The organism is Thermorhabdus hydrogeniformans (assembly GCF_049310025.1).
Lineage (GTDB): Bacteria > Bacillota > Thermosediminibacteria > Thermosediminibacterales > Tepidanaerobacteraceae > JBJYKD01.
In genome coordinates, this window is sequence record NZ_JBJYKD010000003.1 from 96,758 (window position 1) to 122,758 (window position 26,001).

Genomic DNA, 26,001 nt, shown 5'->3' on the forward strand with positions numbered 1-26,001 from the left:
TGGTATGAGGATTTTTTATTACTGCTACGGGAGCGCCCATTCTTCTGTGGTAGCTGCTTCCATTCACCTCGGTTTTTTGCCTGCCGACCGGGTTCCCCCTCCCGATGAATTCAGGAAATTGCCCCATTACGACAGAACCAATTCTTTTGAAATCGGGACTCCTTTTTTTATGGGAAAAGACGAGTACGGTTCCGAGATATTTATAATAGGCATGACCAGCCAGAGGGAGCTTGTCAAGAAGGCCATTGTTAGTTTTTTAAAACACTCGGGGGTAAATACATGCGATTTAATGATGGTAGACACTCTGAGAAATGTAAATTTAAAAACCAAGATCGGGGGATTTATGTCGCGCAGGTTGGGGCTTGTAAAACTGGGGAGGCCGCTAACCATACAGGGGATACGGGAAAAATACTTTGAATTTGTCCAACTGGTTGACAGCGTTAAAAAAGCCGAAGGCCTGAGTTTAAACAAAACTTGACTTCCAAATCCTTTTTGGTAATAATATTAGTAGTAGGTAATATAAGTTACTATAAAAAATGAGGTAAAAATGGGCAAAAAGGCTGTAATAAAAGCTGTTCAACCGCATAGCATCGCCGCCAGCATAGGTCTTTCGCCCGGTGACGAGATCTTGAGGATAAACGGCCGGTGTTTCGGCGATTTTCTGGACTACAAATATTTAATCACAGAAGAGAAACTCGATGTGGAAGTCAAAAATAAAAATGGTGCCGTAAATCATTTCACGGTACATAAAAATTTTGACGAGAACCTGGGTATTGAATTCGAAAATCCTTTAATGGATGATATTATTCGCTGCAGGAATAGATGTATATTTTGTTTTGTGGACCAGATGCCACGCGGTTTGCGAAAATCCCTTTACGTTAAGGACGATGACTATCGGCTTTCCATTGTCAACGGCACATTTATTTCGCTCACCAATCTTTCTCAAAAGGACTTCCACAGGATTGTTACCCTGGGGCTCAGTCCGCTCTACATATCGGTACACGCTACTTCCGCAGAAGTGCGCAGGTTCATGCTGAAAAACCCGCGTTCGGGGGAGATTTTGGAAAAGCTTAAGTTTCTGGCGGACCACGGCATCTCGGTTCACACCCAGCTAGTACTGTGTCCCGGCATAAACGACGGGAAAGTGCTGGATCAAACCCTTGAGGACCTGGCGGCCCTGTGGCCTCACGTCCAGTCGATCGCCGTTGTACCCGTAGGCCTTACCAAATTTAGAAAAGGCCTTTTCCCTTTAAGACCCTATACCCGCCAAGAAGCCTCCCGTATTTTAGACCGCGTGGAGCATTTTCAGAAAAAATGTCTTGCCAGGTACGGTACACGGCTGGCCTTTGCCGCCGATGAATTTTATATTAAGGCTGATAGAGCCATTCCCCCCTATGAAACCTATGAAAAATTTTACCAGCTGGAAAACGGCATAGGCCTGATGGCCCTTTTGAAAAAAGAACTGGAATACTGCATGAGACGCCTGCCGCCGGGGCTGGCCGTCAGACGAAGGGTGGCGGTAGCCACGGGCGTTTCTGCTTATAAATTCTTAATAAAAGAACTTTCGCCTCTTAATGCGGTCAAAAATCTTGAATACAAGATTTATCCTATTGTAAATGATTTTTTCGGCCATACGGTTACGGTGGCCGGCTTAATTTCGGGAAGGGATTTAATAGGCCAGCTAAAGGGGAAGGATCTGGGCGATATCCTGCTGATTCCCGAAGTTATGTTGAAGGATAGACGGTTTTTCCTGGACGACGTGACGGTAAAAGATGTTAAAGATTCTCTCGGCGTTAAAGTTTGCGTGGTAGGCATAAATGGCACGGATTTTGTGAGAAAAATGTTAGGCACAAACTGGAGGAAAGGGAAATGAGCTTCACGGTGGCCATTGTGGGCAGACCCAATGTGGGTAAATCAACTCTTTTTAACAGAATTATAGGCAAGAGAATATCCATAGTTGACGATAAACCGGGTGTCACGAGGGACAGAATTTACGGCCGCACCGAATGGAACGGCAAGAAGTTTACCGTGGTTGACACCGGCGGCATAGAACCTTCCGCAAAGGATGTAATCTTGAGTCAAATGAAACGACAGGCCGATTTTGCCATAGAAACCGCCGATGTCATACTTTTTTTGGTGGATGCGAAAGATGGATTGACCCCCGCCGATGAAGATGTGGCCGGGTTGTTGAGAAGAAGCGGCAAGCCAGTCATACTGGTGGTGAATAAAGTCGATAACTTTGAGATGAGGCATGAACTTTACGAGTTTTACGAACTGGGTTTCGGAGAACCCATTTTTATATCGGCAATCCACGGCCTTGCCATAGGTGATCTGCTTGATAAAGTGACCGGCTTTATAAAAGATGAAGGGGACTTTGAATACGATGAAGATACGATAAAAGTGGCGGTGGTGGGCAAGCCCAATGTGGGGAAATCCTCCCTGGTCAATGCCATTCTTGGGGAAGAAAGGGTCATCGTAAGCGAGATACCGGGCACCACCCGGGACGCTATCGATACTTTCTTCGAAGTAGAGGGTAAAAAAATGGTCCTTATTGATACGGCAGGCATGAGGAGAAAAAGCAAGGTCAAAGAAGACATAGAATTTTACAGCAATGTGAGAGCGATAGCCGCTATTGAGCGTTCCGATGTGGTTCTGATGGTCCTCGACGCCACCCAGGAAATATCCGAACAGGACAAGAGAATAGCGGGGATGGCTCATGAATCGGGGAAAGGCATCATAATTGTCGTCAACAAGTGGGATCTGATAGAAAAGGATGACAAGACGGTTAACCGCTACCGCGAAAAGATAAGGAACGAGTTTGCATTTATGCAGTATGCGCCCATAGTATTTATCTCGGCCAAGACGGGGCAGAGGGTGAGGCGTATCCTGGAACTTATAAATTTCGTGATGGACCAGTATACTTTCCGGGTCAAAACCAGTATGCTGAACGAGCTGGTGGAGGAGGCTACGGCCCTGGTGGAGCCTCCCAGCTTTAAAGGGAGGAAATTGAAAATTTATTATGCAGTCCAAACGGGCATAAAGCCGCCAACATTTGTGTTTTTCATAAACGACCTGGAGCTTTTTCATTTTTCTTATGCCAGATTCCTGGAAAACAAATTGCGGGAAACCTTCGGTTTGGAAGGGACCCCTGTGGTAATAAAAGCAAAAGAAAAAAAGGAGGTCGCCCGATGACGTATTTGGCACTGCTGGTAAGTTACCTTTTGGGTTCGATTTCCACCGCTTATCTTGTGGTTAAATTTATAAAGGGAATAGACATAAGAACCGTTGGCAGCGGGAATGCCGGAGCCACCAATGTTCAGAGGGTTCTGGGCACGGGGCCTGCCGTGGTTGTCTTTATTCTGGATGCTTTAAAAGGTGTCCTGGCGGTGGCGGTCGGGAGGCTTTTGGGTGGAGAAATTCTGGCTCTCTGGTGCGGTATCGCGGCGGTGGTGGGCCATGACTGGCCCCTGTTTTTCGGCCTCAGAGGAGGCAAGGGAAGTGCCACAACTTTCGGGGTTATATGGGCCGTCATGCCCAATATCGCCTTAATAATAAGTACTTTCGGCATACTGGTCATAGCGCTGACACGATATGTATCACTGGGTTCAATTCTGGCTGCACCGGTTTTTCCGCTGCTCGTCATGGTCGGCGGCAAATCGCGATATCATGTAATTTTTGCATTGATTTTGATGGCTATGACCCTTTTTAAGCACAGGTCCAATATAAAAAGGTTGGTGGAAGGCAGGGAGCCAAAACTCGGTCAGAAAGTGAAAAGAGTAAAATAAGGAGGAGGTTATTTTAAAAATGAAAGTGGCGGTGATAGGCGCCGGGAGCTGGGGAACGGCGCTGGCCAACGTCCTGGCGGATAACCGTATAACCACTTCTCTATGGGTCCGCAGGCCGGAACTAGCGGATAAAATAAAAGAATCCCACGAGAATCAGGATTATCTTCCGGGGGTTAAAATCTCCGAGGAAATACATATTTCTGTGGACCTGGAGGAGGCGCTGTATAAAGCGGATATGGCGGTGATGGTGGTCCCTTCCCATGCGATGAGGGCGATGGCGAGAGAAATTAAAAAATATTTAAAATATACTCAAATCGTGGTAAGTGCAACAAAAGGCCTGGAAATCGGTTCCCACCACCGCATGTCTCAGATTCTGATGGAAGAACTGCCCGAAAGATTCAAACAGAATATTGCTGTGCTTTCGGGGCCCAGCCATGCTGAGGAGGTCATAAGGCGCTTGCCTACCACCGTAGTGGCCGCTTCGGCGAATAAGCCGGTGGCGGAAAGCGTCCAGGATGTTTTTATGAATTATTACTTCAGGGTTTACACAAATCCCGATATCACGGGAGTTGAACTGGGCGGGGCGTTGAAGAATATTATTGCTATCTGTTCGGGAATTTCCGACGGTCTGGGATTCGGGGATAATACAAGAGCGGCTTTAATGACCAGGGGAATTGCCGAAATTACAAGGCTCGGGGTGAGACTGGGCGCAAATCCTCTCACTTTTGCAGGGCTTTCGGGAATAGGGGATCTCATCGTAACCTGCAGCAGTATGTATAGCAGGAACCGAAGGGCAGGAATGGAAATTGGTCGGGGTAAAACGGTGAAGGAAGTGGTGGAGTCGACAAAAATGGTTATTGAGGGTATAAATACCACCAAAGCGGCACATTTGCTGTCAAAACAGCTGGAAATAGAAATGCCCATTACGGAACAGGCTCATGCTGTGCTTTTCGAACAAAAAAATCCGAAGGAAGCCGTTGCCTGTCTGATGAGGCGCGAGGGAAAACATGAAATCGAGGAAGTCGTTTTCCAGAAGACTTTTGAGCGGTAAAGACGTGGTTTATCCACGTTTTTTCATTTTTAAGGTAATATTCGAAAGACCTCGTCATATATATATACTGTATATTATTAAAGTGAACTACCCCTCCTCTAGGAAAAGCCGGTGATTCCGCAGCAAAAGATAAATTTCTTTGCAAAGAATCATTTAAAAATAAAAAATGAAAGGGGGGGAAATAAAAAGGAGGGAGCGTAATGGAAAAATTTGACCTTTTCAGGGATATTGCGGAGAGAACCGGAGGAGACATTTATATAGGAGTAGTGGGACCCGTAAGAGCGGGCAAATCCACTTTTGTCAAAAAATTTATGGAATTGCTGGTCATTCCAAATATGACCGATCCAAATGAAAAACTAAGGGCTAAAGATGAACTTCCTCAGAGCGGGGCCGGCAGAACTATAACCACGGCGGAGCCGAAATTCATCCCCAGCGAGGCCGTTGAAATTACCTTTAAAGACAACATCAAGTTCAGGGTCAGGCTTGTGGACAACGTCGGGTTCACCGTAAGGGGAGCACTTGGGTATGAGGACGAGAACGGCCCCCGGATGGTTTCCACGCCGTGGTACGACAAAGAAATACCTTTTCAGGAAGCAGCTGAAATAGGTACTCGCAAAGTAATCGAGGAACATTCTACCATAGGCCTTGTCGTTACCACCGACGGCACCATCACCGAAATCCCCCGGGAAAATTATATCCAGGCCGAGGAAAGAGTAATTAATGAACTTAAAGCCATTGGAAAACCCTTTATCATCGTATTAAATACGGCAAGACCAATGGATGAAAGGACTTTCGATCTTAAAGAAATCCTGGAGTCCAAATACGATGTGCCGATTATACCGGTTAACTGCCAGGAATTGACCGCTGAAGATATATACGCCATTCTTGAAGAAGTGCTCTACGAGTTCCCTCTTATGGAAATAAACATTCGCATGCCAAAGTGGATTGAGGTTCTCGATAAAGACCACTGGCTCAGAAAACAATTCGAAGAAGCGGTCAGGAACACAGTCAAAGACATCCACCGTCTGAGAGACATGGAGAAAACCCTGGCGGTCTTCAACACCTTTGACTTTCTGGAAAATGTACATCTAAAGGAAATGAACCTCGGCCTTGGGACGGCTGAAATCATTATGGAGGCCAGGAAAGAACTGTTTTACAAGGTGTTGAGCGAAATGGCTGGCATGACCATAAGCGGAGATCATCACCTGATGAAATTGATGAAAGAACTCACTCAGGCCAAAAAAGAATACGACAAGGTTGCAAAGGCGCTGGAAGATGTTAAAAAAATCGGTTACGGGATCGTTCCTCCCCAGCTGGATGAGCTGACCCTGGAAGAGCCGGAGATCATAAGACAGGGTTCAAAATTTGGTGTCAAGCTGAAAGCCGTGGCTCCGTCTATACACATGATAAGGGCCGACATACAGGCAGAAGTTTCGCCCATAATAGGAACCGAAAAGCAGAGCGAGGAGCTCATCAGCTATTTGATGAACGAGTTCGAAAACAATCCGTCCAAAATCTGGGAGACCAACATATTCGGCAAATCCCTCAACGATTTGGTGCGTGAAGGCATCCAGAACAAATTGTACCATATGCCGGAATCGGCCCAGAGCAAACTCCAGGAAACGCTGCAGCGCATAGTCAACGAAGGCAGCGGTGGTCTGATATGCATTATATTATAAAAAAGGCAAGACTTGAAAAAGTCTTGCCTTTTTTGTGGGCCTGTGCTATAATGTCTCCCGTAAGCGAATAATTGTGTTTGATACAAGAACAAAGCGAGGTGGGGATAAATTTGACCAACCGGGGTGGTTTTTATATCATCAAAGATGAGATACTGCCCGAAATAGTCCGCAAGACCGTAAAGGCCAAAGAGCTTTTAAAAAGCGGCAAAGCACGGACCGTTAACGAAGCCACGGAAATGGTGGGGATGAGCAGAAGCGCTTTTTATAAATACAAGGATTTTATATTTCCATTTTATGAGGCCAGCCTGGGGAAAATCATCACCATTTCGCTCATACTCGAGCATCAGCCGGGTGTTTTATCGGGCATTTTAGACGAGATAGCAAAAGCCAGGGGAAACATCCTGACCATCAACCAGAACATCCCTATCCAGGGTCTGGCAAATGTGACCATATCTTTCGAAACCGGAAGCATGGTTGAGAATATAGAAGACCTGATGGAAGTTATACAAAGCAAGACCGGCGTTCAAAAAGTGGAAATCATAGCCAGAGAATAATCAATTTACAGGAAAGGGAGATGAATTTGATTCAAATAGGACTTTTAGGACTTGGCACGGTTGGGACGGGAGTGGTGGAGCTCATTGAGAAAAACATGGATACAATATGCAGAAGATTGGAGGAACCTATAGGTGTAAAAAAAATCCTTGTAAAAAATTTAAATAAAAAAAGGCCTTTTTTTGCAGAAGGGAAAATCACCGACAAGATCGAAGACATTCTTGAAGACAGCGATATTTCCATTGTCGTCGAAGTGATGGGAGGAGAGGAGCCCGCTTTTACATATATCAGGCGAGCGTTAACTCTTGGCAAGCATGTGGTTACAGCCAATAAAGAGGTTATATCAAAACACGGCAGGGAACTCCTGGATTTGGCCCAAAGCAAAAATGTCAACCTGTTTTTTGAGGCCAGCGTTGGCGGGGGGATTCCTATAATCCGCCCCCTGAAACAGTGCCTTGCCGCCAATGAGATCCTCAAGGTGATGGGCATATTAAACGGCACAACCAACTATATTTTATGTCAGATGGCCGAAAAAAATAAAAGCTTTGAAGAAGCTTTAAAAGAGGCTCAGGAGGAAGGTTACGCGGAAAGCGACCCCACCGCCGACATCAAAGGCATGGATGCAGCCAGAAAACTTGCGATTTTGTCATCCATCGCCTTCAATACGCGTATAACCCCCGACCAGGTGTATACCCAGGGTATCGACGGGATAGACCTTGTCGATCTGGAATATGCCCGGGAGCTGGGCTATAAAATCAAGCTTGTGGCCGCCGGAAAAAGGCATAAAAGCGGTATAGAGGTTTGCGTAACCCCGGTGCTTTTAAATCAAAGACATCCCCTGGCCGGTGTGGGAGGAGTCTTTAACGCCATACTTGTAGAAGGCGATGCCGTCGGGCGGGTAATGTTTTACGGCCAGGGCGCCGGCAAAATGCCTACGGCCAGTGCGGTGGTAGCCGATATAATGGATGTCGTGAGAAATAAAAACTCCGGCAAGATGTATTGCACCTGCTATAACGAAGATAAAATACTGGACCCGGGAATGGCTACCGCCAGGTTTTATATCAGGTTAAGGGCCGACGACAAGCCGGGGGTTTTATCAAAAATATCCGGCGCCCTGGGCGACAATCAAATCAGCCTCTGGAAAGTCTTCCAGAAGAACACCGTCAACGGTACGGCCGAAATCGTCATGCTCACATACGATGTGCCTTTCAGAAATCTCATCATAGCGCTTGATAGAGTTAAATCCTTTCAGCAAGTAAAAGAAATAGCAAGCGTTATAAGGGTAGAGGAGGAAATGTAATTGAGCGGAAAAGGTGTCATAGAAAGGTATTATTCTTACCTTCCCGTAAAGGATCCCCGGAACATCGTTTCCCTGGGCGAAGGCAACACTCCGCTTATCAGGGCCAAAAATCTTGAAAATTACCTGGGGATAGATGCCGAAATTTATTTAAAATACGAGGGTGTAAATCCCACCGGTTCATTTAAAGACCGTGGAATGACGGTGGCGGTTTCAAAGGCGGTGGAGGACGGCACCGATGCCATTATCTGTGCATCCACCGGCAACACATCTGCTTCTGCTGCCGCCTATGCGGCAAAAGCGTCAATAAAAAGCGTGGTACTAATCCCCGAGGGGGCCATAGCCATGGGAAAACTGGCCCAAGCCATTGCCTACGGAGCTAAAGTGATAGCCGTCAAGGGTAATTTTGACGTGGCGCTGAGGATGGTGAAGGAAATTTCATCCAAAAGGCCCATTACGCTGGTCAATTCCATAAATCCCAATAGAATAGAAGGCCAGAAGACCGCGTCTTTTGAAATATGTGACGACCTTGAGGAAGCTCCGGATTTCCTGGCTATTCCCGTGGGGAATGCCGGCAATATCACAGCTTACTGGAAGGGCTTTAAAGAGTATTTTTCTTACGGCAAAATAAAAAAGCTCCCCAGAATGCTGGGTTTTCAGGCGGCTGGAGCGGCTCCCATAGTGGAAAACAGGGTCATAGACAACCCGTCTACAATAGCTACTGCCATCCGCATAGGTAATCCTGCCAGCTGGAAATTTGCCGTTGAAGCCGCGGTCGAATCCAGGGGCAAGATAGACAAAGTGACCGATGAAGAAATACTCAATGCCTATTCTCTGCTTTCAAAACAAGAGGGGATCTTTGCGGAACCGGCTTCTGCTGCTTCTGTGGCCGGAGTAATAAAGTATTGCCGGGAACACGGCTTCGAAAAAGGCCAAAAGATTGTCTGTGTGCTTACGGGACACGGTCTCAAAGATCCGGACACAGCTATAAAAAACGGGATTGCCCCGACCGTTGTGGAGGCCAGTATGGATATTCTGGAAAAGGAAATATTCGGGTAGGAGTGGTATTATTATGGTTCGGGTCCGAGTTCCGGCCACCACAGCCAATTTTGGTCCGGGTTTTGATTGCATAGGGGCGGCAATGGGGTTGTATAACTATATCGATATGGAGTTTTCGTCATCCACGGAAGTTATTGTATCAGGTGAAGGTGAAATGGAAATATCAAGAGACGAGACAAACCTGGTATACAGAGCCGCCAGACGGGTTTTTGACGAAGTGGGTATAGACAGGCCCGTAAAAATAACCCTGGAAAACAATATTCCGATAGCCAGGGGACTGGGAAGCAGCGCGGCGTGCATTGGAGGAGGAATGATGGCCGCCAACCGCCTGGCGGGGGATTTGCTATCCTTTGAAAAAATTCTGAATATGGCTGCTGAAATGGAAGGCCACCCGGATAATGTGGTTCCGGCTTTAATCGGAGGTTTTACTCTTTCACTGAAATGCGGCCCCAGAGTAATATATAAAAGTTTTTGCATACCATGCGAACTCCGGTTTGTGGTGGGTATACCGAACTTTCATCTTAAGACGGAAGATGCCAGGAGGGTTCTGCCGAAAACCGTTGATTTTGAAGACGCCGTATTCAATATAGGAAGAGCCGCTTTGCTGGTGGCCGCCGTTTCAAAGGGCGATTTTCTAGACCTAAATATATTCTGTCAGGATAGACTGCATCAGCCTTACAGGAGTGCGCTTATCCCCGGTATGGAAGAAATCATAAAAATCGCTCCCGAAAAGGGCGCACTGGCCTGTTTTTTGAGCGGCGCTGGCCCGGCCGTGGTGAGTATTGCCTTTCAAAACAGGGCTGAAGAACTCGGGAAGGACATGGTGGGGATTTTTAAAGAGAAAGGCATTGAGGCGGACTATAAAGTAATACCGCCTTCCAATGAAGGTATAAAAATTTATTAAAAATGCACCGTAAAAGGACTTGAAAATACGTGCTCAATCCTTTATAATAAATAATGTCTAGAGACGGTGTCTGGGTGTGGCGCAGTTTGGTAGCGCGCTAGAATGGGGTTCTAGAGGCCGGGGGTTCAAGTCCCCCCACTCAGACCATTAAAAGCCAGTAAGGATGCAGATGTTAAGCATCCTTATATTTTTTTATATTAGCAAACAAAGTGCAGATTGCTAATATTTTGCTAATATGTTTAACTATTTAGTAAATCGTCTATTTTATTGGCTGCCTCTTTTTGTAGTGTAGGCAGTACGTGAGAATAAGTATCAAGAGTAATAGATACAGATGAATGCCCTAGGCGTTCCTGGACAACTTTCGGATGTACTCCCTGCTGAAGTAGCAGAGTGGCATGGGTATGCCGGAGATCATGAAAGCGGACATTATCGGGCAAATTTAGTTTTTTTAATAGTTTTTTGAAACCCTGGGACAAATAATCGGGATAAAAAGGCGTGCCGTCGTCCCAGCAACAAACTAGATTGTTATCTTTATATTCCTGCCCGAGATGCAGCTTATTTTCAAGCTGTTTTTTCCGAAGCGCTCTAAGCGCTTTAACTGTTATATCAGGTATTGTCACTGCACGGACCCCTGCGTTAGATTTCGGATTTTTTTCCAATATTTTACCATCGGGAGTTTTAACGATACTTCTGGTTACGGTGATGATATTATTTTGAAGGTCCACGCTGTCCCAATACAGCCCCAGTATTTCACCGCGACGCAAGCCGCATGTGACAGCCAGAAGAATAGGAACGTATAAAGGCGTATCCTTAGCCCCTGTTAATAATTCATTTACTTGTTCCGAAGTTAGTATTTGCATATTTTGTTTTGTCTTTTGGGGCGGAGTGACAGCATCACACGGGTTGTGGGCAATAAGCTGCCATTTCACTGCTGTGTTGAGAGCTATGTTCAATATGGCATAGAAATACCTTACACTGCGAATAGAAAGATTTGTTTCCCTGGAAAGATGGGATATAAAAGCCTGAATATCTGCGGGCCGGAGTTTTTCAAGTTTAATATGGCCTAAATACTCTTTTATGTGATTCACGGCATCAATATAGGTTGCAAAAGTTGTTTGCGCTACTTTTATTTCGGCATAATCTTTCAACCATTTGGTTAGATATTCTTCGAGGGTCAGATTTTGCGAGTCAGCATACATCCCTTTTTCCAACTGTGCTACATATTCAGCCATAGCTGCTTCGGCTTCTTTGCGTGTCTTAAATCCACCTACCCATTTGTATTTAGGTTTTCCTTCCACCATACCCATATAAAGGACAATGGTCCATGTAGACCCTCTTTTCCTGATATGGCCTCTCATATTGCCATCCTCCTAAACATATGTTTGTAAATAAAGTTGAAAGAAAAAGCGGTTGCCCGCTTTAATTTTCTCGTAAAGCAGGAATTATCCAAATATCATCAGCCACCTGGTCAAAGTTTAACTTATCAACCCCGTCCCAATTAATTTTTTTGGCAGTTTCGCCTTTAAGATAAACTTTCATAACAACTTCTTCCGAGGTATTTCCATATTTATCTTTAAGGGGAAAATAGACACATGTAACTGCTTCTTCAATAGGGATATTAGATGTAAAAATTTTTTGAAATACTTCCGCCGAATCTCTTAGCATTCCTAACCGTATGTATTTTGTTGTTAAATTATCAGAACCCCTGAAATGAATCTCCACATTTTTCTTTTTTTGATCATCAAGCAGACTATTTACCACAACATATTTTAGTCTGCTACCTAAATAATCCTTTGCAGCTTGTTCCAGGGTTTCGACAGCAGGATCTTTTTGCGACTCATTTTCGACATTGGATTTATTAATTCCGGCGTTAGATTTATCAATAGTTATTTTTTCTATATTAATCGAATTATTAGTTTCAGCTTTTACGGGAGCGGTAGAAGAATTATTATTTTCTTTTGATGAGTTATTAGATGTTGGTGAATTATTGTTATTTGTCTCAACAGGAGGTTTTTGCTGAGATACTTGAGTAACAGGTTTTTGAGTTTGACCCTGCTTATATCCTTCCTGAACGGGTGGAGACAAGGCACCACCAGCGATATCTAAAATAATAGCAATAATAGCCAGCACTGCGATCTGTTTAAAAGTTAGCCCTTTTTTAGCAACTAATCGCACAATCAACATGACGAACGATGCTATAATACCCAGAGTTCCCAGCAGGATTAAAAAGCTGCCCATATTGAGCACCTCCATATTTTTATCTATCGGGTCACAATTAGACATAATCAGTTTTACTAAACCATTAAGTTAGTTTTCTAACATATTCTCATATTCTTCGCTTAATTCAGTAATAGCAATATTTCCTTCGATAAGTGATTTTGACAGTTCTTTCCGAAATTCAACCAGTTCTTGAGTAACACCAAAGATTTGAGAGAGAGAATAGTCACTTTCACCTTTGGCAAGATAAGATTCAAATACGCCAATGGGCATTAGAAAATATGCCGCAAATGCTTTGGCTTGTCCTTCGTTTTTCTCAACGATAATTGGATCTTGTAAAGCAGTATTACCATAATGATATCTATGCGCGGTTTCATGAAGAAGATATTCGCGATAGAGACTGTTTTTCAGAGCATGTCCAATGAATATTACTTTTGAACCATTATCTTCGTGATAAAGACTTTTTTTGAGGTATTTCGTTATTTCAATGCTTATTCCTTCGCTATAAATAATCTGCTCTATAATATCTGTCGGCACCGGAAAATCTTTGACCTGGTATTTTTGTAAAAGCTGGTTAGCTTTTTCGGCCATGTTGAGATACATCAAAGATCCCCTTTCTAAGTTGTCCACAAATTATTCACATAATTATCCACAGAAAAAGTTGATTTTTTATCTCTAATCGAATATAATATTATTAAATCAGGCATGCGCCAGAAAAACTCAAGGGGGTGGAAAACGCCCCAGCAGGTTTATAACCTGTGGGATCCTTGAGCTGGGGGCCTGGTTATTTTATTTGCTTTATCCACGGGTAATCATCGAGGTACTTTTTTAAAAATTCATTAGGGAAAATTTTCAATCCGTAACTTAATAATTTACCTTTTCTTCGATATAATTTTTTTTGCAATGTCATCACAAATCGTTCATCAACGTAACCTAAAGAGTCTTTCTCAAATGCTTCAGCTAAAGAGCTTGCGCAAGCATCAGCAAATTGAAGCATTTTCCTTTGACTAGGTTCAAATACACTAAAACTTGTAATAACATACTTCCTAATTTGACATTCACTATCATTAAATAAGGTTTCCATATATTCTTTTAAATCTGGATAGGAAATATTGGACCTGTTACTAAAGATTATATCTACTGTTCCGTTATTATCCCCAACGTACCAACTAATCCGTTCAAGTAAATACCTACAGGCATAGTTATAAAGCAATTTTCCTTGCAATTTCTCATTTTCCATATCATAAGTATTCACTATAACATTTGTGTAAACAAAATCTTCTTTTGAAAGCCTATCGATAATATATCGCTTTTTACTGACATTTTTATTTCTTAACTCTTTCCAATGTAACGGTTTACCAGATGAAATGCCAATTTTACTTTTTATTTCATCAATTGTTTTACTAATTTTTATTTCCATTTCTTTTTCAACAATAACAGCTGTTAATATGAACCATACAGTACCTTTTTTTATCCCTTCATCTCCAGATTCATCTATATATGCTAAGTATTTTTTGCTCAAAATATGGCCCCCTATTTTTGGCTACGCCTATTTCTAATTCTCTTTTTCCTCTTGCATTCAGCCTCTGAAAGAAAACCTTTGAATTTGATATAATACAAATGGAGGGATGCGGGTGTATGCATATTACCATGAACATTTTGAAATAAATACATGGAGCGACGTGGTTAAAGTCACATGTGTATGTGGCAAAGACTTTATATGGTCTGTCAAAAAAGGTGCGGGAGTGCCTCATAGGTGCCCTCATTGTAAAGAACGATGGATTTTAGGTTATGTTGGTAATATTCTTAGCCTGACTAGGGTAAAAACCGGTGCAAAAATTGTTATGCATTTAGAAAATAAAGATGCTTTATCGATTATTACCGATCTATTTGAGAACGATAAGCCGAAGATTTTGAAAGAGTAGTTTGTACTCTTGTTTTTTTGACTTTTATGATGCTGCTCCAGTGACCGGCTTTTTCTCCAGTTTCCAGTTTTTCTTTCTTTACTTTCACTTTTCCAAACAATACCTGTTTTACTCTCTCTAAAAGCTTTTGTTCCGGATTGTTTTTACCGAATAATGCAGTAATATATTTTTGCCATCTTATGGGATTAATTTCCGAAGCATTGAGAGAACCTAAAAAGTTCTTACTGGCGTTTTTAAAGCGGTATACTTCAAGAGAGGTTGGTTGTTCGCAAAGAACGGGGCCTAAATATGTTTGTAAAATTCTTATGTTTATAATTTCCTGCTTCTTATGTTCAAATATTTCCGCACTTTCCTGATGGTTGGAAGCGCCGGGTAAAATCAAAAATCTTGTTATACATTTACTGCCTACTTTTAAAGATTTACCTGTATTATTGTTTGATATTATAAAGTTCGTTTTTAACCCCGGTTGATTGCATAGTTCACATCGGTCTGTAAAATCTACTGAATCTTCACCTATAATGTCATCCAGGTCCCATTCTTTACATGCATCATCGTAATTATTACTCAAGCTATTCTCTAGGAGCCTTTGCCTTACTAATGGGAAATCCCTTTGGTTAAGTTCCTTTTCCTCATAAAACTCAGGGTTCTTATGCCTGGGATTAAAAAATTTATATTTCCCCAATTTGTCGCTCCTTTTTCAATTTATTCTCTTGAGTAAATTTGCTCCCGCACCTCTAATTTATTATCAGTCTGTCCCCTCTTTCTTTTTCTGTTCCCTCCTCGCCTTCAACCCCTGCAAAAATATCTTCAGGTTTTCCTTTTCCTCATCCGTCATCCCCTTTAAGTCATAAAACTGCAATGTAATATCCGGACCCAAGTCCCGCATGATGGCCATGATTTCATCGTCGAGGGTGGGGTCTTTGTCTGTAGAGGCAGGGGTGGGGGTGTCGGGTTCGATGTAGCCAATCATTTGTAATAACTCATCTAGAGGTAAATTTATCGCTTCGGAAATTCTTTTTACCGTATCTAAAGTAGGCTCTATATTTTTCCCGCTACGTGGATCTTTGCCCTCTTCTAGCTTTGCTATATATGCATGACTTAAACCGCATTTATCGGCAAACTCTCGCAAAGATAAATTATTTTCTTCCCTATACTTTTTGATAACTTCCCCTAACGTCATTGTTTTCACCAACTTTCAAAGGTTCAATTATATTTTATTGTAATCTATGGAATACAGCAAGAAAATATACAAAAATTTTTTGTATCACATAGTTGACAAATCAAGAGTTAGGTATTATAATAAGACTGTAAACCATGGGAGACATAAAGGGCAGGAGGTGGTAACTATGATGAACAAATTGAAGCAGATAAGAAAGCAAAAAGGCATTACTCAAGAGGAACTAGCAAAAGCGGTCGGTATAACTAGGCCGTATTTATCGGACATAGAACGAGGGGTAAAAACTCCTGGCGGCGACATAATCATAAGGATTGCAAACTATTTGAAATTGCCGGTTGAAGAAATTTTTTTTACGGTCGATGTCAACCATGGTAAACATGAGAAAACCGCATGAAGAAGGTGGATCAATTGAGCTTTGATTATCTCGACCACTACACAATGAAACAAAACAGACTGAAGGTATTAAAAGCAAGTAATTATCAATGTGCGATATGCGGCGGTAAAGCAACTGAAATTCATCATAAAGACGGCTCGGTTAGTAATCATGATATAAAAAACTTAATGCCGGTATGTCACAAATGCCATATGAAGTTTCACTCGCAAAAAAGGAAAAAACCTGAAATAAATCCAGAGGCTATTGAATATTTGCTGGCTAAAAACGGTTTAGACAAAAAAGACTTGGCGAAATTAATCGGTATGACACATACTGCAATATCCACGATTTTGAAAAGGAAAACCACTAAAAATAGCACCATCAAAAAAATAGCTGATGCCCTTAGATGTCCTATAGAAGCCATATTGGCTAAACCGTATGAGATATCATTCGATGACATAGAAGAAGCTGAAATATTAAGAGATGTAATAAATGATAGAGTAAATAGTCTAAGTGATGACCCGAATATCCAGAGGTTATATAAAGTCTGGCTCACTAAAGATTTGAGGGAGCATTTTAAAGTTAAGAGTTACTCCTTAATAAGAGGTGAAATGCTTGAAGAAGCTATCGTCCTAATTAAAACATGGGAACCTGGTGGTTTCAAAAAGAGCGAGAAGCAAACACAACAAACCGCCTGAAAAGAAAAATCTGCAATGGAGGAAGAGCAATGAGAAACTATCCCGACGTCATGACTATTCCCCAGATGGCTGAATTTCTACAAATCGGTCGTTGCAAGGCATATCGGCTAGCCAAAACGCCCGGTTTTCCGGCCGTAAACTTAGGCAAGCGTGGAATACGGATATCAAAGCAAGCCCTCCTAAAATGGATGGAAAAACCGTTAGCAAAAGAAATCATGTCACAACCAACATTGAAGCTAATAGTAGGAGGAGGTGAACACAATGCAACGGTGTGAATCCTGCGGCCGGAGACTGCGCCGGGACGAAGGTAAGGTCTGCCGGCTGTGCCAGGGAAAAATGTTAAAGCTACTTAGGGCACTTAGACAAAGAAAAGCAAGTAGGTAAAGAAGATATTCAATTTTCAAAGGTCCATAGCTACATGATAAACTTAACAAACTTCAATTAGAAATAAAACATGGAAACTACTACTATTTTTCGAGAAAGGAGGTAGTGAGGTGGAAATAAGCACCGTAATTCGGGAGGCCCGCCTGGCAAAGAAAATGAGCCGTGCGACCCTTGCCAGTAAAATCGGCCTCAGCCCCAGAACCATAGAAGCATATGAGGCCGGCAAACAGATCCCGCCTGCGGACGTGGCCATGGCCATAAGCCGGGAGTGCAGAGTACCTTGGCTGACCCAGCTATACTGCCGGAAATATTGCCCGATAGGTCAGAAGTACAGTTACGAAGTCCTTGAGGGTGTAAACCTTGATCCACAAAGTGTGGTTCTAAAGCTGGCAGGGGAATTTGACGAAGCCAGGGCCGTTCTGGGCAGGATGCAGGAACTGGTGGTTAATAAAAACAGCCGGGAGGACTTCTCAGAAGCCGAATGGCGAGAGTTCATCAAATGTTTGGAGGAATTCCTGGATGTGGAGCATGTAGTCGAATGCCTAAAGATTAGTCTCGGATATTGGACCGATGTGGGAGACCTCATAAGGGCCCATAATGACAAGTGCTGGCAGAGAGGTTACGTACAAAAGAAAAAGACGGCTTTGCAAGCCGCCAACTAAATCCACCTAGCCCCATTCTATCACGAATAGGTGGGGTAGTCAATTGAGAAAGGAGAAGAAATTATGAAAACCGGCAAAACATTACAGGAACTGGCGGTGGAATTGGCCCGCCAGAACAGGGCAAAACGGGATTTTATCCTTGACACTAGAAACCTGAGAATGGTCATTGACGATGAAAAAATACCGCAGCTTGATATGCTCAAAAACATCGGAGAACACAAGGACATAGAACGATTCGGCATAAATGACATTGCGCACCGGCAAATCGGGCAGCATTTAGGAATCCCAGCAAAGTATTACGACCGCATGAGAACGGAATTTCCTGAACTTCTTGCCACAAACGTTAGTGCATGGTTTCAGCGCCAGCCATCAAGGAGGATGGTCAGGACACTGGATGGCACCGCAAGAGCTTTTCTGAGCGACAGATATCGTCGCATCGACAATTACGAGATAGCAGAGGCTGTATTGCCGATAATAGGCGAGATGAAAGATGCACGGGTTGAAAGCTGCGAGCTCACGGACAGAAAAATGTATATCAAGGTTGTAAATCCACGCCTGGAAGCGGAAGTTCAGAAAGGCGACATCGTCCAGGCAGGAATCATGATTACAAACAGTGAGGTCGGACACGGTGCGGTATCTGTTCAGCCGCTTATATACCGTCTGGTCTGCGAAAACGGCATGGTTGTAAATGACGCAGGCCAGCGGCGGTATCATATCGGCAGGGTTAATGACAGCGACGAGATGTATGAGCTATACAGGGACGAAACGCTGGAGGCAGATGATAGAGCATTTCTCATGAAAGTGCAGGATACGGTCAGAGCAGCCGTGGATGAAGTAAAATTCCGCAGGATAGTAGACAGGATGAGAGAAGCAGCCGAGGCAAAGATAACCGGTTCAGTCCAGACCGTAGTGGAACTTACCGCTACAAAATACGGGCTGCAAAAGAACGAGCAGGAAGGTGTCCTTGAATATCTCATCAAAGGCGGGGACCTGAGCTTATACGGCCTGAGTAATGCGATCACCCGCACAAGCCAGGATGTAAAGGATTACGATAGGGCAACAGAATTGGAGTGCCTTGGATGGGATGTAATTAATATGAGCAGAAGTGAATGGCAGGAAATAAATACAGAGAAAGAAGGGAAGAAATATGCAAACCAAGTTTGAGATGATAGCGGCATTTGCAGGGAAAAACCGGGATTTTAGATTATACCTGCAGGCGATGAAGACCTGGCTCCTGTGGGAGAAGGTAGGGGCTAAAAGGGGGAAGCGGCTTAAAAGCGCGGTAGAAAAGTTGGAGGAGGCGAAAGCGAATGAAGCTATTGAAGCTCAAACTGGCTAACTTCAAGGGCATAAAGTCTTTTGAACTCATCACCAATGGCGGCAATGTTAATATATACGGAGATAACGCAACCGGAAAAACAACATTGTTTGATGCTTTTCTCTGGTTACTCTTTGACAAAGATAGTCAAAACAGAAAGGACTTTGAGATCAAAACATTACAACTTGACGGACAGCCGGTGCATGGATTGAACCATGAAGTGGAAGCAGAGCTGGATGTCGAGGGGAAAAAATTAACACTGCGTAAGGTTTTTAAGGAAAAGTGGACGAAAAAGCGAGGATCTCCTACTGCCGAATTCACCGGCCACACCACAGACTATTTCATTAACGGCGTGCCTGTGAAAAAGGCGGATTACGAGGCCCAGATTACCAGTATTGCCAGCGAGGATGTGTTTAAACTCCTGACCAGCCCCACATACTTCAATGAGTGCCTGCACTGGCAAGACCGCCGGCGGATCCTCCTAGAGGTCTGCGGTGATGTAAGCGACGAAGAAGTGATTGCGGCGGAGCCTGCTCTGGCCAGACTGCCGGACATCCTCCAGGGGCGGAAGTTGGAGGACCACCGGAAGGTCATCGCGGCTCGGAGGGCTGAGATCAACCGGGAGCTTGAGAAGATTCCGGTACGTATCGACGAGGTTCAGCAGGGCATGCCTAGCTTGGAGGGAGTCGTGCCCGAGAAGCTGTCGGAAGACATCGCGAAGCTGAAGGCCGAGCGACAGAAGAAGCAGCAGGAACTTGCCCGTCTGGAGAGTGGTGGGGAAATGGGCGAGAAGACCAAGGCCCTACGGGAAATCGAAGCAAAGCTGCTTAGCCTTAGACGGGCGCAGGAAGAACGATTGGCTCAAGCCGCTGAAGAGGCGCGCAAAACCCTAGCCACGATCTACGAGGAGCTAAATGCGCTACAGGGCGAAATGCAGGCCAAACAACGCGAAATAACACAAAAGAATGGAACCATCGAGCGCCTGGAGCGGGAAATGACGAACCTGCGTACAGAGTGGCACCGAGTGAATCAAGAGAGTTTCGATGGAACCGATGTTTGCCCCACTTGCGGCCAGCCGATGCCTAAAAGCCTCATTGAAGAGGCTAAGGCCCGATTCAATCGCCAGAAGGCTGAGCGCCTGGAGGAAATTTCTAAGCGCGGCAAGGCGGCTAAGGCCGAGGTGGAGAGGCTTAAAGCTGAGAACGTTGAAACAGAAAAGGCTATACAGCGGATGCAAGCACAGGTCGCAGAGCTAGAGGGCAAGGCTGCGGAGGCAAAGGAGCACCTAAAAACTCTCGGTCAGCGGCAGGTTGACCTTTCGGCGGACCTCTCTTGGGCTGCACTCCAAGAGCAAAAGAATAGGCTTGAAAGGGAGATAGAGGAGCTTAAGGCTGGAAACCTCGGACAAACTGCCGCAATAAAGAAGGAACTCACGGACCTGGACATGGCCCTGGAGGCCCTAGAGAAGGCTGCCGTCCAGGTCGAAGCCCGGAAACGCGGTCTGGAGCGCATCGAGGAGCTGAAGGCCCAGGAGCGCATGCTGGCTGCCGAGTATGAGCGGCTGGAAGAAGAGCTATACCTCACGGAGAAGTTCATTCAAACAAAAGTCAAGTTGCTGGAAGACAAGATCAACAGCCGCTTCAAGCTAGCTCGATTTAAGCTATTCAACGTGCAAGTCAATGGAGCTGTGGTGGAGTGCTGCGAAACCACATACCAGGGTGTCCCTTACTCGGGCGGGCTCAACAACGCCGCCCGCATCAATGTGGGCCTAGACATCATTAACACACTGGCCGAACACTACAACTTTGCGCCGCCGATCTGGATCGACAACGCAGAGGCGGTAACGCAGTTGATACCGACCAAGGGGCAGATGATCCGCTTGGTCGTGAGCGAGGCCGATAAAACCCTACGGGTTGAGGCAAAAAGCCATGAGGAGACCGCAAGGAAGAAGGAGGTTGCGTAAATGACGAATGAAGTTACTAAAGTTGCTAGGCCGATGGATAAACTCAAGACGGTACTGAGTGCTGAGAGCGTTAAACAGCAGTTTGAAAACGCACTTAAGGAGAACGCCGGAGCTTTCATTGCATCCATCATCGACCTCTACGGCTCGGACAAAGACCTACAAGAGTGCGACCCTAGTGCCGTAGTCATGGAGGCCTTAAAAGCTGCCACGCTGAAACTCCCGATTAACAAACAGCTTGGCTTCGCATACATCGTGCCTTATAAAGGTAAGCCCCAGTTCCAACTCGGTTACAAGGGCTACATTCAGCTTGCGATGCGCACGGGACAGTACCGACACCTGAATACGGGCATCGTGTACGAGGGCATGAAAGTGACCCGGAACATTCTCACCGGAGAGATCACCATCAGTGGCGAACCGACCAGCGAGAAGCCGCAGGGGTATTTCGCCTACATGGAACTTCTGAATGGCTTCTCAAAGACAGTTTACATGACCCGGGAGGAGATCATAGCTCATGCGAAACGGTACAGCAGAAGCTACGGAACTGCCGGCTCGGCCTGGAATAGCAATTTCGACGAGATGGCCCTAAAGACCGTTGTCCGCCAGTTACTCAGCAAATACGGCATCCTCTCCACCGACATGGTTACGGCCCTCACTTCCACGCGTGAGGAAGAGGACATAGAGGCTGAGGTCGAACGCGAGGTAGCGGCTAACGCCAACCAGGAGGTCATAGATGTGCAGGGCGAGGTTCACGAGGTTCAGACCCCGCCCATAGAACAGGACGGTCCTGGCTTTTGAGATGGTTGAGATCGCAGTACTGGCCTCTGGCAGCCGGGGGAACTGCTATCGGGTGACCGATGGCAGTACCCCCATCCTCCTGGAGTGTGGGGTTAGGTTCCAGCAGATACAAAGATGGCTCACGTTTCGGGTGCAGGACTTAGCGGCGTGCCTGGTAAGCCATGAGCACCAAGACCACGCACGAGCGATGGCTGACATGTTGCGCGCTGGCATGGACTGCTACATGAGCGCTGGCACGCAGGAAGCATTGGGGATAAGCGGGCACCGGGTGAGAGTCATCCGGGCCCGGGAGCAGTTCGCCGTAGGAACATGGCAGGTCCTACCCTTCGAGACTCAGCACGATGCAGCAGAGCCGCTGGGTTTCTTGCTGGCTACCAAGGACGGGGAAAAGGTCCTCTATGCCACGGACACCTATTACATCCGCTACCGATTTCCGAGGCTTACTCACATCATGATCGAGTGCAACTATGCCCTAGATATCCTGCAAGAGAATGTTGCAAACGGCACAGTGCCGCCGGTGCTCCGGGATCGGGTTCTAAAGAGCCATTTCAGCCTCGCACACGTCAAGGACTTCTTGAGGGCAAATGACCTGAGCTGGGTGCAGGAGATCTGGCTCCTGCATCTTTCAGACGGAAACAGCGATGCAGAACGTTTCAAGCGAGAGATACAGGAACTCACGGGCAAGGAAGTTTATGTGGCGCCGGCGGCGCAATAGCCGGTGCGATGCTGCCCCTCCCGCAAGGCTGGCCTCATGCCAGCGATGCACGGGCTGGGCGGCGGAATATGGCAGGTGGCAGAAAGGGAGACGCTAAGTCATTTCCTTAGTGACACGGCTGGCACAAGTCGAGAAGGAGAGAGTCGCCCACTGTGCTCATGGCACAAAACGCTGTCACATGCCGGGTTCGAGTCCCTGCCCCTGCCAAATATGAAAAAACTAAGGAGGGAGATTTATGATAAAAGTAATTTGCGAGATAAATAACGTCAAAGGAACTTGTATCCCTGTAAAGGTGCACAGCACCGAAAGTGATATGGAAGTATGCTTAGAAATAAACGGGCAAAAAGCCGTAGTGAATGCAGCTGACATTATAACCGCAGTAAAGAAGTGCACTCATATTGCAATAGGATGAAGTGGATTTGGCGGGCGGGCTACCCCGGCCTGCCTGCCTCTCTGAAAATATGGAGCTATGGAGGAAGCTTATGGGACAAACAAAAATAGAGTGGGCAACTCATGTATGGAATCCTATATCGGGATGCACCCCTGTCAGCGAGGGTTGTGAAAACTGCTACGCTCGACGTATGGCATATCGGCTTCGGGGCCGGTGCGGGTATCCAGAAGATGATCCTTTCAGGGTGACGTTGCATCCAGAAAAGCTGGAGGAGCCATTGAAGTGGAAGAAACCAAAACGAGTTTTTGTTTGTAGCATGGGGGATTTGTTTCACCCGGCCGTGCCGTTTACTTTTCTTGATAAAGTATTTGACACAATGCTAGATGCTAACTGGCATACATATATGATTCTGACAAAAAGGCCGGAGCGAATGCGTGAATATATAGAATCCTGCTGTGAGGCAATGGATTATGTTGGAGGAAAATTTCCGTTTACAAACATATGGCTTGGCGTCACAGTCGAAAATCAGCAGGCTGCCAATGAGCGAATACCGATTCTATTCCAGATTCCGACGGCGGTGCGGTTTGTGAGTTGCGAACCGCTTTTAGGGCCAATGGACCTAAGTGAATGGCTAAAAGAGGTCCGATACTGCGAAAGGCACGGGCAGCTTTGCGATGAGGGGGTAACTTGGGATAACAACGGCCAGCTTCTCTGTAAATACTGCAAAAGGCCAGTTGAGCGATTCAGCCTACTTAACTTGGTCATAGTCGGCGGAGAAACTGGCCCCGGAGCAAGACCGATGCATCCGGATTGGGCGCGAAGTCTACGCGACCAGTGCCAGGCCGCGGGCGTTACGTTCTTCTTCAAGCAGTGGGGCGAGTGGATGCCGCACGACGGCTGCTGGGACGAGCCTCACCAGAAGATCATCATGGCGCCAGACGGGGAGATTTGTGAACCATACCATGGTTGGGGCCTGGATCAGCGGGAGCGCGGATGGGAGTTCATGGTGCGCGTCGGCAAGAAGCGTGCCGGCCGCCTTTTAGACGGCCGGACGTGGGACGAGATCCCAGAGGTGGACAATGGTTAAGTGGACTTGCCCATATTGCAAACAGAGAATGTATAGCGCAAATCCAGAAAAAAATCAGGAGAAAGTGAGGTGTATTCACTGTGGTAAATTGTTTGATAACAAATACTACCTCGATGGACCCCCGAGTAGTCGAAGCACTGACGGCACTAGAGGTAGCTCAGAACCGTTTTAATCTAGCACAGGGCCCGGACATGGTTGAAGCTGCATGCTATGAAGTAACAGCTGCAGAATTACGGCTACGGGCGGCAATAAAAAGAGCTAGGGCAGATAGCATGAAAGAAGGTCGGTAAGATGGCACGACAGCGTTTTATTCACCCCGACATATGGACAGATCCCTCATTTGGGCAATTAACACCTCAAGAAAGGTTATTATTCATCGGCTGCTTTTCCAACGCCGATGACGAAGGCCGGCTTTTGGGAAATCCAGCATATTTGAGGGCCACAATATTCCCATATGACGACCTATCGCTGGACGAAGTAAAGGCAATGCGTGATCATATAGTGGCAATATGCAAAAACCTGGTCTTATACGAAGTCGATGGATTAGAGTATCTTGCTTTCCTAAAGTGGAATAAATATCAGAAACCGAAATATCCCAAGCCTTCCAAATTGCCGCCACCGCCTATCAAGGAAGATTCCGCCAAGGATGTAGCAGCAGTGGAAGAACTACAGACGAAAGAAGAAGAAAAAACGGAGGAAACGGCAGAGGAAATATTTACGAAAGAGGTGGAAGTGGTTTGCGGAAATATTGGAGAAACATTTCCCCAAAATAGTGGAAAAGATGGAGAAACAATGGAGAAGTCTTCCGGCACTGGGTTGGGTATGGGTAGGGATATATATAGGGATAGGGATAAAGATTGGGATAGGGATGAGGATGGGTACGGGAAGGAGAAGGGGGATGGAGAACCCACTCCACCCACACCCCCGCCTCCCCCAACAATACCCGAGCATACAGAAAAAGAGCGGGAAATGCTCAAAGAACTTAAGGTAGTTCCAGGCTACCCTTTTGACTTTTCGCAGGACCTGGATTACATCAGAAACCTGATGGTCGAATTCCCGTCGTTAGACCTGCTAACGGAGATAAAAAAATGGCGCATCTATAAGCGGGATAAGCCATTGAAGCCCAAGTCCAATGCTCGTCTGCAACTACGGAATTGGTGCGAGAAAGCATTACAATTCCAGCAAGAGAAAGGAGCGAAAGCCAATGGACAGCGTGGCCCGAATTCTGGAACGAATGAAGGCAAAACAATCGATATTGACAAATTCCTCTGGAAAGGCAAAGTCACAAGCAGATGAATACTGCAAGAAATGCCACGACCAGGGTTACATACTCAACGAAGACGGCACGGCAATGATATGCCAGTGCCAGCAACAAAAGAGGCTGGAGCGGCTTTTCAAATGCAGCCAGATCACGCCGGCCTTCAGACATAAGACCTTTGATAATTTCGTACTCAAGGGGCGGCCCCCGGCGGTCAGGGCCATGTACGAGTGCGCCAAGGACTATGCCGACAAGTTTCACGAGTTGCGTGACCAGGAGAACAACTGGCTGGTTCTCCTGGGGGAGCCTGGTTCGGGCAAAACCCACCTGAGCATGGCGGTAGCAAATCAACTTATACCGCAGTGGGTGCCAGCACTATACTTCCCGCACGTCGAAGGTCTGGGTGAGTTAAAAGACGCTATAGACAAGCAAAGGATATCGGCAAAACTGGAGCAGATGAAAAAGGTCCCATTGCTGATATGGGACGACCTTTTCTGGGGGGATCGTAAACGGGACTTTGAGCTTGAAATAGCTTTTGAGGTCCTGAATTACCGGTATTTAAACCTCCTACCGACAATCGTAAACAGCAATATGACTCCAGAGCAGCTTTTGGAGGTCAATGAGGCAATCGGGTCCAGGATCATAGAGCGAGGAAAGGGCCACATGGTGGTGGTCCAGGGCCGAGAAGCAAATTACAGATTGGGAGGGTGA

General features: G+C 45.7%; 30 protein-coding genes and 1 tRNA gene. 25 read left to right on the forward strand and 6 right to left on the reverse strand.

Features of this window, described 5'->3' with window-relative positions; translation table 11 throughout:
- Positions 1-4: 4 nt before the first annotated feature.
- The 11 genes from ACKX14_RS02345 to ACKX14_RS02395 all read left to right on the forward strand — a co-directional run bounded on the left by ACKX14_RS02345 (position 5) and on the right by ACKX14_RS02395 (position 10,474).
- Complete coding sequence (locus tag ACKX14_RS02345) at positions 5-478, forward strand: DUF3189 family protein (protein WP_422444268.1); 474 nt, start codon at positions 5-7, stop codon at positions 476-478.
- Between the two features lie 69 nt (positions 479-547).
- Positions 548-1,873, forward strand: a complete 1,326-nt coding sequence (locus ACKX14_RS02350; RefSeq protein WP_422444270.1) for a DUF512 domain-containing protein — start codon at positions 548-550, stop codon at positions 1,871-1,873.
- Positions 1,870-3,192, forward strand: a complete 1,323-nt coding sequence (gene der, locus ACKX14_RS02355) for a ribosome biogenesis GTPase Der (protein WP_422444271.1) — start codon at positions 1,870-1,872, stop codon at positions 3,190-3,192. Before ACKX14_RS02350 ends, der begins: the two co-directional genes overlap by 4 nt.
- Entirely contained in the window at positions 3,189-3,785 is a 597-nt protein-coding gene (gene plsY, locus ACKX14_RS02360; protein WP_422444273.1) for a glycerol-3-phosphate 1-O-acyltransferase PlsY, read from the forward strand. Before der ends, plsY begins: the two co-directional genes overlap by 4 nt.
- 19 nt (positions 3,786-3,804) lie before the next feature.
- Positions 3,805-4,836 (forward strand): NAD(P)H-dependent glycerol-3-phosphate dehydrogenase, encoded by a 1,032-nt coding sequence (locus ACKX14_RS02365; protein WP_422444275.1) that lies wholly within the window; start codon positions 3,805-3,807, stop codon positions 4,834-4,836.
- Positions 4,837-5,036: 200 nt separating this feature from the next.
- The gene (spoIVA, locus tag ACKX14_RS02370) at positions 5,037-6,515 is read left to right on the forward strand and encodes a stage IV sporulation protein A (protein ID WP_422444277.1); all 1,479 of its coding nucleotides are present in this window, start codon (positions 5,037-5,039) and stop codon (positions 6,513-6,515) included.
- A 110-nt stretch (positions 6,516-6,625) separates the two neighbouring features.
- A complete protein-coding gene (locus ACKX14_RS02375) occupies positions 6,626-7,069 on the forward strand; it encodes an ACT domain-containing protein (protein ID WP_422444279.1) in 444 nt (147 codons plus the stop codon).
- A gap of 29 nt (positions 7,070-7,098) precedes the next feature.
- Positions 7,099-8,367 carry a homoserine dehydrogenase gene (locus ACKX14_RS02380; protein ID WP_422444399.1) on the forward strand — a complete coding sequence of 423 codons (1,269 nt, stop codon included), beginning with the start codon at positions 7,099-7,101 and terminating at the stop codon, positions 8,365-8,367.
- Positions 8,368-9,423 carry a threonine synthase gene (gene thrC, locus ACKX14_RS02385; RefSeq protein ID WP_422444281.1) on the forward strand — a complete coding sequence of 352 codons (1,056 nt, stop codon included), beginning with the start codon at positions 8,368-8,370 and terminating at the stop codon, positions 9,421-9,423. It begins immediately after the preceding gene.
- 13 nt (positions 9,424-9,436) lie between these two features.
- Positions 9,437-10,327: a homoserine kinase gene (gene thrB / locus ACKX14_RS02390; protein ID WP_422444283.1), complete on the forward strand. Its 891-nt coding sequence runs from the start codon at positions 9,437-9,439 to the stop codon at positions 10,325-10,327.
- Positions 10,328-10,397: 70 nt separating this feature from the next.
- Positions 10,398-10,474, forward strand: a tRNA-Pro gene (locus ACKX14_RS02395).
- 92 nt (positions 10,475-10,566) lie between these two features.
- On the opposite strand, the gene ACKX14_RS02400 is transcribed toward ACKX14_RS02395, so the two are convergent.
- The 4 genes from ACKX14_RS02400 to ACKX14_RS02415 form a co-directional block, all read right to left on the reverse strand.
- Positions 10,567-11,685: a site-specific integrase gene (locus ACKX14_RS02400; RefSeq protein ID WP_422444285.1), complete on the reverse strand. Its 1,119-nt coding sequence runs from the start codon at positions 11,683-11,685 to the stop codon at positions 10,567-10,569.
- A gap of 61 nt (positions 11,686-11,746) precedes the next feature.
- Positions 11,747-12,565: a hypothetical protein gene (locus tag ACKX14_RS02405; RefSeq protein ID WP_422444287.1), complete on the reverse strand. Its 819-nt coding sequence runs from the start codon at positions 12,563-12,565 to the stop codon at positions 11,747-11,749.
- Between the two features lie 69 nt (positions 12,566-12,634).
- Complete coding sequence (locus ACKX14_RS02410) at positions 12,635-13,147, reverse strand: ImmA/IrrE family metallo-endopeptidase (RefSeq protein WP_422444289.1); 513 nt, start codon at positions 13,145-13,147, stop codon at positions 12,635-12,637.
- Positions 13,148-13,328: 181 nt separating this feature from the next.
- Complete coding sequence (locus ACKX14_RS02415) at positions 13,329-14,066, reverse strand: DUF3800 domain-containing protein (protein ID WP_422444291.1); 738 nt, start codon at positions 14,064-14,066, stop codon at positions 13,329-13,331.
- A gap of 112 nt (positions 14,067-14,178) precedes the next feature.
- Between ACKX14_RS02415 and ACKX14_RS02420 the strand changes: the two genes are divergently transcribed.
- Positions 14,179-14,469 carry a hypothetical protein gene (locus ACKX14_RS02420; protein WP_422444293.1) on the forward strand — a complete coding sequence of 97 codons (291 nt, stop codon included), beginning with the start codon at positions 14,179-14,181 and terminating at the stop codon, positions 14,467-14,469.
- Here the strand turns inward: ACKX14_RS02420 and ACKX14_RS02425 are convergent.
- Together ACKX14_RS02425 and ACKX14_RS02430 are read right to left on the reverse strand one after the other, a co-directional pair.
- Positions 14,423-15,151 carry a hypothetical protein gene (locus ACKX14_RS02425; protein WP_422444294.1) on the reverse strand — a complete coding sequence of 243 codons (729 nt, stop codon included), beginning with the start codon at positions 15,149-15,151 and terminating at the stop codon, positions 14,423-14,425. The two genes, ACKX14_RS02420 and ACKX14_RS02425, sit on opposite strands and share 47 nt — an antisense overlap.
- Before the next feature lie 63 nt (positions 15,152-15,214).
- Positions 15,215-15,649 (reverse strand): helix-turn-helix domain-containing protein, encoded by a 435-nt coding sequence (locus ACKX14_RS02430; RefSeq protein ID WP_422444296.1) that lies wholly within the window; start codon positions 15,647-15,649, stop codon positions 15,215-15,217.
- 166 nt (positions 15,650-15,815) lie between these two features.
- On the opposite strand from ACKX14_RS02430, the gene ACKX14_RS02435 reads away from it, so the two are divergent.
- From ACKX14_RS02435 to ACKX14_RS02495, 13 genes are all read left to right on the forward strand, one after another.
- Positions 15,816-16,040: a helix-turn-helix transcriptional regulator gene (locus ACKX14_RS02435; protein WP_422444298.1), complete on the forward strand. Its 225-nt coding sequence runs from the start codon at positions 15,816-15,818 to the stop codon at positions 16,038-16,040.
- Positions 16,037-16,717: a helix-turn-helix domain-containing protein gene (locus ACKX14_RS02440; protein ID WP_422444300.1), complete on the forward strand. Its 681-nt coding sequence runs from the start codon at positions 16,037-16,039 to the stop codon at positions 16,715-16,717. The genes ACKX14_RS02435 and ACKX14_RS02440 overlap by 4 nt, the downstream gene beginning before the upstream one ends.
- Before the next feature lie 29 nt (positions 16,718-16,746).
- Positions 16,747-16,992 carry a helix-turn-helix domain-containing protein gene (locus ACKX14_RS02445; RefSeq protein WP_422444302.1) on the forward strand — a complete coding sequence of 82 codons (246 nt, stop codon included), beginning with the start codon at positions 16,747-16,749 and terminating at the stop codon, positions 16,990-16,992.
- Positions 16,993-17,211: 219 nt separating this feature from the next.
- The gene (locus ACKX14_RS02450) at positions 17,212-17,763 is read left to right on the forward strand and encodes a helix-turn-helix transcriptional regulator (RefSeq protein WP_422444304.1); all 552 of its coding nucleotides are present in this window, start codon (positions 17,212-17,214) and stop codon (positions 17,761-17,763) included.
- Between the two features lie 63 nt (positions 17,764-17,826).
- Entirely contained in the window at positions 17,827-18,927 is a 1,101-nt protein-coding gene (locus ACKX14_RS02455; protein WP_422444306.1) for a DUF932 domain-containing protein, read from the forward strand.
- On the forward strand, positions 18,911-19,102 hold the full coding sequence (locus ACKX14_RS02460) for a hypothetical protein (RefSeq protein WP_422444308.1): 192 nt from the start codon (positions 18,911-18,913) through the stop codon (positions 19,100-19,102). Before ACKX14_RS02455 ends, ACKX14_RS02460 begins: the two co-directional genes overlap by 17 nt.
- A complete protein-coding gene (locus ACKX14_RS02465; RefSeq protein ID WP_422444310.1) occupies positions 19,074-21,044 on the forward strand; it encodes an AAA family ATPase in 1,971 nt (656 codons plus the stop codon). Before ACKX14_RS02460 ends, ACKX14_RS02465 begins: the two co-directional genes overlap by 29 nt.
- Positions 21,045-21,839: a recombinase RecT gene (locus tag ACKX14_RS02470; protein ID WP_422444312.1), complete on the forward strand. Its 795-nt coding sequence runs from the start codon at positions 21,045-21,047 to the stop codon at positions 21,837-21,839.
- Between the two features lies 1 nt (position 21,840).
- Positions 21,841-22,554 carry an MBL fold metallo-hydrolase gene (locus ACKX14_RS02475; protein ID WP_422444314.1) on the forward strand — a complete coding sequence of 238 codons (714 nt, stop codon included), beginning with the start codon at positions 21,841-21,843 and terminating at the stop codon, positions 22,552-22,554.
- 235 nt (positions 22,555-22,789) lie between these two features.
- Positions 22,790-22,966: a hypothetical protein gene (locus tag ACKX14_RS02480; protein ID WP_422444316.1), complete on the forward strand. Its 177-nt coding sequence runs from the start codon at positions 22,790-22,792 to the stop codon at positions 22,964-22,966.
- A 70-nt stretch (positions 22,967-23,036) separates the two neighbouring features.
- A complete protein-coding gene (locus ACKX14_RS02485) occupies positions 23,037-24,032 on the forward strand; it encodes a DUF5131 family protein (protein WP_422444318.1) in 996 nt (331 codons plus the stop codon).
- Between the two features lie 291 nt (positions 24,033-24,323).
- Positions 24,324-25,328: a hypothetical protein gene (locus tag ACKX14_RS02490; protein WP_422444320.1), complete on the forward strand. Its 1,005-nt coding sequence runs from the start codon at positions 24,324-24,326 to the stop codon at positions 25,326-25,328.
- Positions 25,237-26,001, forward strand: coding sequence for an ATP-binding protein (locus ACKX14_RS02495; protein WP_422444322.1), 765 nt, complete (start codon positions 25,237-25,239; stop codon positions 25,999-26,001). The genes ACKX14_RS02490 and ACKX14_RS02495 overlap by 92 nt, the downstream gene beginning before the upstream one ends.

Coding starts and splice junctions, on each gene's coding strand:
- ACKX14_RS02495 (WP_422444322.1), top strand. CDS start 25,237: ATGGACAGCGTGGCCCGAATTCTGGAACGAATGAAGGCAAAACAATCG.
- ACKX14_RS02365 (WP_422444275.1), top strand. CDS start 3,805: ATGAAAGTGGCGGTGATAGGCGCCGGGAGCTGGGGAACGGCGCTGGCC.
- ACKX14_RS02345 (WP_422444268.1), top strand. CDS start 5: ATGAGGATTTTTTATTACTGCTACGGGAGCGCCCATTCTTCTGTGGTA.
- spoIVA (WP_422444277.1), top strand. CDS start 5,037: ATGGAAAAATTTGACCTTTTCAGGGATATTGCGGAGAGAACCGGAGGA.
- ACKX14_RS02485 (WP_422444318.1), top strand. CDS start 23,037: ATGGGACAAACAAAAATAGAGTGGGCAACTCATGTATGGAATCCTATA.
- ACKX14_RS02430 (WP_422444296.1), bottom strand. CDS start 15,649: ATGACGTTAGGGGAAGTTATCAAAAAGTATAGGGAAGAAAATAATTTA.
- ACKX14_RS02405 (WP_422444287.1), bottom strand. CDS start 12,565: ATGGGCAGCTTTTTAATCCTGCTGGGAACTCTGGGTATTATAGCATCG.
- ACKX14_RS02350 (WP_422444270.1), top strand. CDS start 548: ATGGGCAAAAAGGCTGTAATAAAAGCTGTTCAACCGCATAGCATCGCC.
- ACKX14_RS02490 (WP_422444320.1), top strand. CDS start 24,324: ATGGCACGACAGCGTTTTATTCACCCCGACATATGGACAGATCCCTCA.
- ACKX14_RS02465 (WP_422444310.1), top strand. CDS start 19,074: ATGAAGCTATTGAAGCTCAAACTGGCTAACTTCAAGGGCATAAAGTCT.
- ACKX14_RS02460 (WP_422444308.1), top strand. CDS start 18,911: ATGCAAACCAAGTTTGAGATGATAGCGGCATTTGCAGGGAAAAACCGG.
- ACKX14_RS02400 (WP_422444285.1), bottom strand. CDS start 11,685: ATGAGAGGCCATATCAGGAAAAGAGGGTCTACATGGACCATTGTCCTT.
- ACKX14_RS02480 (WP_422444316.1), top strand. CDS start 22,790: ATGATAAAAGTAATTTGCGAGATAAATAACGTCAAAGGAACTTGTATC.
- der (WP_422444271.1), top strand. CDS start 1,870: ATGAGCTTCACGGTGGCCATTGTGGGCAGACCCAATGTGGGTAAATCA.
- ACKX14_RS02410 (WP_422444289.1), bottom strand. CDS start 13,147: ATGTATCTCAACATGGCCGAAAAAGCTAACCAGCTTTTACAAAAATAC.
- ACKX14_RS02455 (WP_422444306.1), top strand. CDS start 17,827: ATGAAAACCGGCAAAACATTACAGGAACTGGCGGTGGAATTGGCCCGC.
- ACKX14_RS02440 (WP_422444300.1), top strand. CDS start 16,037: ATGAAGAAGGTGGATCAATTGAGCTTTGATTATCTCGACCACTACACA.
- ACKX14_RS02435 (WP_422444298.1), top strand. CDS start 15,816: ATGATGAACAAATTGAAGCAGATAAGAAAGCAAAAAGGCATTACTCAA.
- ACKX14_RS02470 (WP_422444312.1), top strand. CDS start 21,045: ATGACGAATGAAGTTACTAAAGTTGCTAGGCCGATGGATAAACTCAAG.
- ACKX14_RS02475 (WP_422444314.1), top strand. CDS start 21,841: ATGGTTGAGATCGCAGTACTGGCCTCTGGCAGCCGGGGGAACTGCTAT.
- thrB (WP_422444283.1), top strand. CDS start 9,437: ATGGTTCGGGTCCGAGTTCCGGCCACCACAGCCAATTTTGGTCCGGGT.
- plsY (WP_422444273.1), top strand. CDS start 3,189: ATGACGTATTTGGCACTGCTGGTAAGTTACCTTTTGGGTTCGATTTCC.
- ACKX14_RS02445 (WP_422444302.1), top strand. CDS start 16,747: ATGAGAAACTATCCCGACGTCATGACTATTCCCCAGATGGCTGAATTT.